The sequence below is a fragment of the Marinitenerispora sediminis genome, assembly GCF_003336425.1.
Taxonomy (GTDB): Bacteria; Actinomycetota; Actinomycetes; order Streptosporangiales; family Streptosporangiaceae; genus Marinitenerispora; species Marinitenerispora sediminis.
The window spans coordinates 35686-44056 of sequence record NZ_QEIO01000033.1 but is presented as its reverse complement, the minus strand read 5'-3'; the positions used below and the strand labels follow the sequence as shown (position 1 = coordinate 44056).

Below are 8371 nucleotides of genomic sequence, written 5' to 3'. Positions count from 1 at the left end.
GGGTGGGCCGGGGAGCGAGGCGCACGTGTCAGCGGGGGCGGCGCCTGGCATCGCTGCACGTCGCGTTCGATGTGCACGCGGCAGCGCGACCACGCGGTTCCCGCTCCGGCGGGAGCTCACTCGCCCGGCGGCGGCCGTGGGACACAGGTCCGCCGTTCTAGCGCACCAGGCGATCAAGCTCCGGGTAGAACCTAGCGGACCACCCGATCCGGCTCAACCACCACGACGTCCGTGTAATCCCGACCACAGCGGACTTTCCGGCCGTCCGGGCGGCCCGCGGGGGGTGGGCGGCGCACCGTCCCCACTGGCCGCATCCGGCCATCGCCCCAGGTCGTCTCGGGGCCCGCGGCCGCTGAAGCGGCCTCAGCCGGTCTCCAGCCGCCGCAGCAGCATCGCGGAGGAGACCGTCCGGGCGCCCGCCCGGCCGACCGCGGCGACGATCTCCTTGTCCGAGGTCACCACCGCCAGCGGCCGGCCGGGCGGCTCGGCCCGGACCAGGCCGATGATCAGCTCGTCGGCGGTCTCCCCCGGGTCGCTGAACAGCAGCCGGACCCGCCGGGTCGCCGAGAGCGCCGGCGGCGCGTCCACCTCGGCGCCGTCGAACACGCACGTGATCTCGGCCTTGGTGCGGGTGGCGAGCCCTTCCAGGCTGGCCAGCAGCCTGCTGCGCTGGTCGGCGAGCGGGAGCGTTCCGTACCCGGTCTTCGTGACGTTGTAGCCGTCGACGAGCAGGTGCACCCGGGGCAGGGTCAGGAGCTGGTCGACCAGGCCGGGGTCGTCGTCGGGCAGGCCGCGCGCGGGCAGCCCCGGGCCGTGTTCGCGGCGGCTGTCCGCCACCAGGTCGGCGGGGCTGTCGATGGAGGTGGGCAGCGCCAGCTCCCGGCGCAGGCCGTGCGCCGCGTCCATGAGCACGTCGATGAGCACCCGCAGCCGCGCCTCCTCCGCGCTGCGTCCCGAGCGCGCGGCACGCCGCGCGTTCTCCACCTGGGCCTCCGCGGCGGCGAGGCGGTTGCGCAACCGGCGGTTCTCCGCCTCCACGGCGCCGACCTGGTTGGCCGCCGTGTCGCTGCGGTCCGCCGCCTCCGCGATCGCCTGCTCGGCGCGATCGGTGGCGTCCTTGGCGCGCTGCCGCTCGGCGTGGACGCGGCGTCTGAGGTCCGCGATCGTGCCGCGCTGCTCACGCAGCTCCGAGCGCAGCCGCAGCGTCTCCTCGCGGTGCTCGGCCTTGGCCGCGTCCAGCTGCCGGCGCAGGTCGGCGAGCGCCTCCGCGGCCTCGTCCGCCTCCTTGGCGCTCTCCCGCTCCGCGAGTTCGCCGTGCACCCGCTCCACGATGCCGGGCCAGCCGGCCGGGCGGAGCAGGTAGGCCGCCGCGGCCACGGTCACCGGGTCGGCGGCGGGCGGCACCACCCCGTTGCCGAGCCCGGCCGCGAGCTCCGGCCAGACCCGCCGCACCCGCTCGCCGACCTGGCCGCGAAACGCGGCGTCGGTCTCCAGCTGCGCGGCGATCTGCGGCCCGGCCAGGCGCGCGCGCCGGCGCGGCTCGAACCGGGCGACCCGCCGCAGGGCCGAGGGCAGCTCCGCGATCGGCAGGCCGCCGAGCACGTCGGAGCCGTACTCGATGATGCGCTCCCGCACCGGTTCGGGCAGGGGGCGCGCCAGCGTCTCCGCGCCCTCCTCGCCGCCGCGCGCCGAGGCGGCCGCCTCAGCCCCGGCGCGCGCCTCGCCGGCCTCCGCGGCCGGTCCGGCCGCCGCGCCCTGCGGCCGCGGCAGCGCGCCGTCGGAACCCGAGGTCTCCGCAACCATGGCGGGTCACGCGCTTTCCGCGGGCACGGATCGCTCGGCGGCCGGCCGGTCGACCACCTCGACGGCGTCCACGGCCCCGCACCAGCGGCACCGCACCTGCTCGACGGCCTCGGTGAGGCGTTCGCTCTCCTCGATCCGCTGCTCCCCCGAGAGGTCCACGTGCACGTAGTCGCGCGACCGCACCGTCCGGGTGACGTCGAACCGGGTCAGGTTGCCGCACTGTGCGCACCGCCACCGCTGGCTCTCGCTCGGCACGGTCATGCTCACGGCCATCCACTCCTTACCTCGCCGCCGCCCGGGGGTCCGCGGTCGCCCGCTCGTCTCCACCGGTCAGCACCGTCCTGGTCGTTTCCATCTTTCCATGTGGCGCTGGACACGGACCAAGGCGATGCGGCCGCGGGCGGGGGCCGGCGCGCGGGCGGGTTCAGCGGGGGGCGAGCAGCGCGGTGACGAGGTCGCCCAGGTCGACGTTCTCGGTGCCGACCGCCGCGTACAGCGCGTCCAGGTCGGGGTAGCCCAGCCGGCGGGCGACCGCGGTGGCGACCCCGCTGCTCTCCACCTCGATCAGGTCGATCCCCCGGTCGAGCAGCTCCGCCGCGACCCGGGTGCGCCCGTGCGCGGCGGTCTCCTCCAGGCGGCGCCGGGCCAGCCGCCGCGTGATGCCCACCCGGGCCTGCCCGGTCTTGACGAACGTCAGCCACGACTCCGAGGGGCCGCTGTCCCCGCCGGTCAGGATCTCCACCTTGCTGCCGTCGCGCAGCGGAGTGGAGACCGACACCAGCCGGCCGTCCACGAGCGCCCCCATGTAGCCGTCGCCGAGTTCGGGGGCCACCGTGTAGGCGAAGTCGAGCGGGGTGGCGCCCTTGGGGAGGGTGACGAGGTCGCCCTCGCGGGTGAAGGTCACCATGCTGTCCGGGCCGAGGTCGGTGCGCACGCCGGCCAGCAGGTCCTGGGCGTCGGCCTGCCCCTGCCAGGCGAGCAGCCGGCGCAGCCACTCCAGGTCGGGGCGGTGGGTGACCGCCCGGCGGCCGTCGGCGGACGTGGCGTCGGCGACGTAGGCGATCAGCCCGAACTCCGAGACGCGGTACTCCGCCGCGGTGCGGACCAGCACGTCGAACACCCGCCCGCTGGAGTGCACGACCACGGTGTGCAGCGCGCGGTAGAGGTTGTACTTCGGCACCGCGATGAAGTCCTTGAACCGGGCCGGCAGCGGCCGCCACAGCCCGTGGATGGCACCCAGCGCGATGTAGCAGTCGCGGTAGTCGTCGCGCTTCACCACCACCGAGATGCGGGAGATCGCGAACGGGTCCAGGTTCGCCAGGTCGCCGCCGCGCGAGCTGTGGATCGAGTGGAGGTGGCGCTCCTTGACGAGCACGTCGGCCTTGACCCGGAACTCCGCGAGGACGGCCCGCAGGTGCTCGACCACGCCGTCCAGCTCGGAGCGGTCCTGCGCGCGGGCCGTGTCGCGCGCGGCCACGGTGGCGCGGTAGGCCTCGGGCTCCAGGAACTCGAAACACAGGTCGTCGAGCTCCCGCTTCAGGTGGTAGACGCCCAGCCGCTCCGCGAACGGGATCAGCAGGTCGCGGGTTCCCTGCGCGATCTTGCGCTGCTTGTGCGGCGGCTGGAACCGCAGCGTACGCAGGTTGTGCACCCGGTCGGCGAGCTTGATCAGCAGGACCCGCAGGTCGGCGGCGGCCGCGAGCACCATCTTGCGGAACGTCTCCCCCGCCGCGGCCTCCCCGTACATCGACCGGTCCAGCTTGGTGACGCCGTCCACCATCACCGCGACCTCGTCGCCGAAGTCCGCCCGCAGCTGCCCGATGGTGAACGGGGTGTCCTCGACCGTGTCGTGCAGCAGCGCCGCGACGAGGGTGGCCGTGTCCATGCCCAGCTCGGCGAGGATCGTGGCGACCGCCCGGGGGTGCGTGATGTAGGGCTCGCCCGACTTGCGCAGCTGCCCGTCGTGCAGGTGGTGCGCCACCGCATGGGCGCGGCGCAGCAGGGCCGCGTCAGCGTGCGGGTGCCACCGCAGGTGCTCCCGGACGAGGGGCTCGACCTCGGGCAGGACGACCCGCCCCGCGCTCGCGTCGTTGAGTGCCCGCCACCACATCCGGTCGGCGGCGCCATCGGCGCGGTCCGCGGAACCAGGTTTCGCCATGCACCGTCTCCCTCGGGGTCGTGCGCGCAGTCGCCCGGATGCCCGATAGCGGGACGTCGGCGTCCGATTGCGGAGCATCAGCGACGGATCGGTATTCGGGCCAGGATACCGGCCGGGCGTCTCCCGGGATGCGCGGCGGGTGCGACCGCCCCCGCCGCCCCCGGGCCCGCCGCGGGCACCCGCGCGGCGTCCTCGCAGGCACGAGCGCCGACCGGGCCGCCGGCGCTGTCGGAGGCAGCCCGTACCCTGACCGGGTGGCACAACAGCAGCTCCCCTTCCAGGGCTCCCTCGACGACCTGGGGACCCCGCTGGCGGACACCACGTTCGTCATCGTCGACCTGGAGACCACCGGGTCGCGCGCCGACGGCGCCGGTATCACCGAGATCGGCGCGGTCCGGGTGCGCGGCGGCGAGGTCCTCGGCGAGTTCGCCACGCTGGTCAATCCCGGGGTCCCCGTTCCGCCGTTCATCACGCTGCTGACCGGGATCACCCAGGCGATGGTGGCCCCCGCGCCGCGCGTCGAGCAGGTGCTGCCCGCGTTCCTCGAGTTCGCGGGCCTGGACCGGGGTGCGGTGCTGGTGGCCCACAACGCGCCCTTCGACGTCGGCTTCCTCAAGGCCGTCTGCGCGGCGCACGGCTTCATGTGGCCGAACCCGCCCGTGGTCGACACGGTGCCGCTCGCCCGCCGGCTGGTGCCCCGGGACGAGGTGCGCGACCACAAGCTCGGCACGCTGGCCGCCCACTTCGGGGTTCCCGACCGGCCCACGCACCGGGCGCTGGACGACGCCCGCGCCACCGTGGGCGTGCTGCACGCGCTGCTGGAGCGGCTCGGCTCGTTCGGCGTCGACACCCTGGAGGAGCTGCGCGCGTTCCGCAGCGCACCGAGTGCCGCGCAGCTCCGCAAGCGGCGGCTCGCCGAGGACGTGCCCGAGCGGCCCGGCGTCTACGTCTTCGAGGACGCCAGGGGCGAGACGCTCTACGTCGGCAAGAGCCGCAACCTGCGCCGGCGGGTGATGTCCTATTTCACGGCGTCGGAGACCCGCGGCCGGGTCCGCGAGATGATCGCGCTGGCCGAGCGCGTCACCCCCATCGTCTGCGGGACCGAGCTGGAGGCGGAGGTGCGCGAGCTGCGGCTGATCGCCGAACGCAAACCGCCGTACAACCGGCGGTCCCGCAACCCCGAGCGCGCCGTCTGGCTCAAGCTGACCCGTGAGCGCTACCCGCGGCTGTCCCTGGTCCGCCGGATCCTCGACGACGGGGCGCCCTACGTGGGGCCGTTCCGCTCGGCTCGGGAGGCCGAGCTCGCCCGCGACGCGCTGCACCACGTCGTGCCGCTGCGGCAGTGCACGCACCGGTTCTCCCCCGCCAAGCCGATCGCGGCGTGCGTGCTCGCCGAGCTGGGCCGGTGCGGCGCGCCCTGCGACGGGCGGGAGTCGGCCGAGGAGTACGCCGGGCACGCCGCCCGCGCGGAACTGGCCCTCACCGGCGGCGCCGAGGCCGTCGTGCGCGCCCTCACCGAGCACATCCGCAGGCTGTCGGAGCAGCTGCGCTACGAGGAGGCCGCCGCGCACCGCGACCGGCTGGCGGCGCTGCTCACCGGGGTGGCGCGCTCCCAGCGGCTCACCGCGCTGGCGCGGCTGCCGCAGCTGGTGGCCGGGCGGCGCTCCGCGGCGGGGTGGGAGGTGTGCGTGGTCCGGTACGGGCGGCTGGCCGGCACCGGGCTGATGCGTCCCGGCACCGACCCGCACGCGTTCGTCCGGGCGCTCGTGGACACCGCGGAGACCGTGCTCCCCGGCGCCGGCCCGGCCCCGCGCGCCGGCGCGGCCGAGATGGAGTGCGTGCTGCGCTGGCTGGACTCCCCCGGGGTGCGGCTGGTCGAGCTCGACACCCCGTGGACCTGCCCGGTGGACGGTGCGGAGAAGTACCGCGACCTGACAGACTGGGGGCGCGAGGCCGTTCCCGCCCGCCGCTGAGCCGCGGGCCGGGCCGACCGCTCGTAAGGCGCCTCGCGCAGGCGACCTCGACCACGGACGGAAACGCGAGGCAGATGGCCGGCATCCCGCTCAGCGACGACTACCCGGTGCGCCGGGTCCCGGTCGTCACCTACCTGCTCATCGCGGTGAACGTCGGCGTCTACCTGCTGTCGCCGCTGTCGCAGATGGCGGTCTGGTACGGAGCCGAGCCGCTGGCGCGGGCCTGCGCGGTGGACGTCTACATCATGCGGTGGGCCGCCGTCCCCGCCGAGCTGCTGAGCGGCCGCCAACTCGCGGACCCGTCCCAGTGCGCGGGCGCGGACTTCCACAAGGTCCCCGCTCTGTCGGCGTTCACGTCGATGTTCCTGCACGGCAGCGCACTGCACCTGCTGAGCAACATGGTGTACCTGTTCGTGTTCGGCCCGTGCGTGGAGGACCGGCTCGGCCGGCTGCGCTACCTCGGCTTCTACCTGGTCAGCGGGATCGTGGCCTGCTACTGCTTCGCGCTCGGCCAGGGGGCCGAGGCCAGCGTGCCGCTGGTCGGCGCGTCCGGCGCCATCTCGGGCGTCCTCGGCGGCTACCTGGTGGTGCAGTTCCGGAGCCGGGTCATCACCCTGGTGTTCGGCGTCATCCCGGTGCGGCTGCCCGGCTGGGTGCTCGTGGCCACCTACTTCGTCCTCCAGTATTTTCTGTACGTCAGCCTCACCCTCTTCCCCGGCGCGGACACCCAGACGGCCTACGCCGCCCACGTGTACGGCTTCGTCGCCGGGGTGATCGGTGGGCTGCTCATCTACCGGATCCGCTGGCGCGCCGGCTCCCGGCTCTCCGACGTGCACTGAGCCGCGCGAGCCGCCCGTCAGCCGCCCACGCCAGGAGGCCCCGACCGTGATCACCGCGATCGTCCTGATCAAGACCGACGTGAACCGCATCCCCGAGGTCGCCGAGGCGATCGCCGAGACCGACGGGGTCAGCGAGGTCTACTCGGTCACCGGCGGCGTGGACCTGATCGCGATCGTGCGGGTACGCGAGCACGAGGAGCTCGCCGAGGTGATCCCGAACCGGGTGAACCAGGTGCCGGGCGTGCTGTCCTCCGACACCCACATCGCGTTCCACACGTACTCGCGGCACGACCTGGAGGCCGCGTTCTCGCTCGGGCTGTAGCGTCGCGGGCGCCCGGCCGGGACCGGTCCGCGCGGGGCCGGTCCCGGCCGGCCCCGCTCCCTTCCGTCAGGACTGCTTCGCGAGCGCCTGGCTGGTCTCGATCCAGCGCTGCAGCACGGCCGCGGCGCCACCGCTGTCGACCGCGGCGGCGGCGCGCGCGTAGCCGGCGGCCAGCGCGTCCTCCAACGTCCCGGTGACGCCGTCGGCCGCGGCGAGCGCGGCCGCCGCGTTCAGCAGCACCGCGTCGCGCACCGGACCCGGACGGCCGGCGACGAAGTCGCGCACCACCCCGGCGTTGAACTCGACGTCGCCGCCGCGCAGCGCGTCCGGGGCGGCGCGCCCGATCCCGAGCGCCGCCGGGTCCAGCCGCTCGCGGCGCACCCCGCCGTCGCGCACCACCCACACCGTCGAGGTGGTGGTGGTCGTCAGCTCGTCGAGGCCGTCGTCGCCGCGGAACACCAGAGCGGTGTCGCCTCGCTCGGCGAACACCCCGGCGACCACCTCGCACATGCGCGGGTCGAAGACCCCGACCGCGGCCGCGCTCGGCCGGGCCGGGTTGGTCAGCGGCCCGAGGAAGTTGAACACGGTGGGCACCGCCAGCTCCCGCCGGGCCCGGGCCGTGTGCCGGTAGGAGGGGTGGAACAGCGGAGCGAAGCAGAAGGCGACCCCGGCCTCCTCGACCATCCGCGCGGTGTGCTCCGGCGCGAGGTCGATCACCACGCCCAGGCGCTCCAGCACGTCGGCGGTGCCGCACGAGGAGGAGGCCGCCCGGTTGCCGTGCTTGACCACCCGCGCGCCGGCCGCCGCGGCCGCGAGCACCGCCATGGTGGACACGTTGACGGTGTGCGCCTGGTCGCCGCCGGTGCCGACGATGTCGAGGGTCGGTCCGGGCACCGAGACCCGGACCGCGTTGTCCAGCATGCCGCGGGCGAGTCCGGCCACCTCTTCGGCGGTCTCGCCCTTGGCGCGCATCGCGACGGCGAACCCGGCGACCTGCACGTCGGTGGCCGAGCCGGACATGATCTCGTTCATCGCCCACTGGGTGTCGTCGGCGGTGAGCGACCTGCCGGCCAGGAGTGAGCCGACGAGGGACGGCCAGGTGCGTTCGGGGCTGTTCACGGTGCTGTGTCTCCGCTTCTTCCGGTGCGTGCTCTCGGTGGCGTCGGCGTGGTGCTCAGCGGCGCCATCGGCCGCCGGCGCCGTTTGCGCCCGATCCGCGCCGAGGCGCGCCGCCGAACCGCTCACGCGGCCCGGAGCACCGGCCGCCGTCCTCGGA

Annotated in this window: 7 protein-coding genes; 3 read left to right on the top strand and 4 right to left on the bottom strand. The window is 75.0% G+C overall.

Features of this window, described 5'->3' with window-relative positions:
* Positions 1–363: 363 nt before the first annotated feature.
* The 3 genes from DEF28_RS09050 to DEF28_RS09040 form a co-directional block, all read right to left on the bottom strand.
* Entirely contained in the window at positions 364–1803 is a 1440-nt protein-coding gene (locus DEF28_RS09050; RefSeq protein ID WP_114398223.1) for an NYN domain-containing protein, read from the bottom strand.
* A gap of 6 nt (positions 1804–1809) precedes the next feature.
* Complete coding sequence (locus DEF28_RS09045; RefSeq protein ID WP_114398226.1) at positions 1810–2070, bottom strand: hypothetical protein; 261 nt, start codon at positions 2068–2070, stop codon at positions 1810–1812.
* A gap of 157 nt (positions 2071–2227) precedes the next feature.
* Complete coding sequence (locus DEF28_RS09040) at positions 2228–3961, bottom strand: RelA/SpoT family protein (protein ID WP_158562785.1); 1734 nt, start codon at positions 3959–3961, stop codon at positions 2228–2230.
* Positions 3962–4215: 254 nt separating this feature from the next.
* Here DEF28_RS09040 and DEF28_RS09035 point away from each other — a divergent pair, with 254 nt between their 5' ends.
* The 3 genes from DEF28_RS09035 (at position 4216) to DEF28_RS09025 (ending at position 7095) form a co-directional block, all read left to right on the top strand.
* Positions 4216–5934 carry a DEDD exonuclease domain-containing protein gene (locus DEF28_RS09035; protein ID WP_233515190.1) on the top strand — a complete coding sequence of 573 codons (1719 nt, stop codon included), beginning with the start codon at positions 4216–4218 and terminating at the stop codon, positions 5932–5934.
* 74 nt (positions 5935–6008) lie between these two features.
* Positions 6009–6773 carry a rhomboid family intramembrane serine protease gene (locus tag DEF28_RS09030; RefSeq protein ID WP_114398220.1) on the top strand — a complete coding sequence of 255 codons (765 nt, stop codon included), beginning with the start codon at positions 6009–6011 and terminating at the stop codon, positions 6771–6773.
* A 46-nt stretch (positions 6774–6819) separates the two neighbouring features.
* Entirely contained in the window at positions 6820–7095 is a 276-nt protein-coding gene (locus tag DEF28_RS09025) for an Lrp/AsnC family transcriptional regulator (RefSeq protein ID WP_114398219.1), read from the top strand.
* A 66-nt stretch (positions 7096–7161) separates the two neighbouring features.
* Here the strand turns inward: DEF28_RS09025 and trpD are convergent, their stop codons facing one another.
* Positions 7162–8214, bottom strand: coding sequence for an anthranilate phosphoribosyltransferase (gene trpD / locus DEF28_RS09020; protein ID WP_114398225.1), 1053 nt, complete (start codon positions 8212–8214; stop codon positions 7162–7164).
* Positions 8215–8371: the final 157 nt, after the last annotated feature.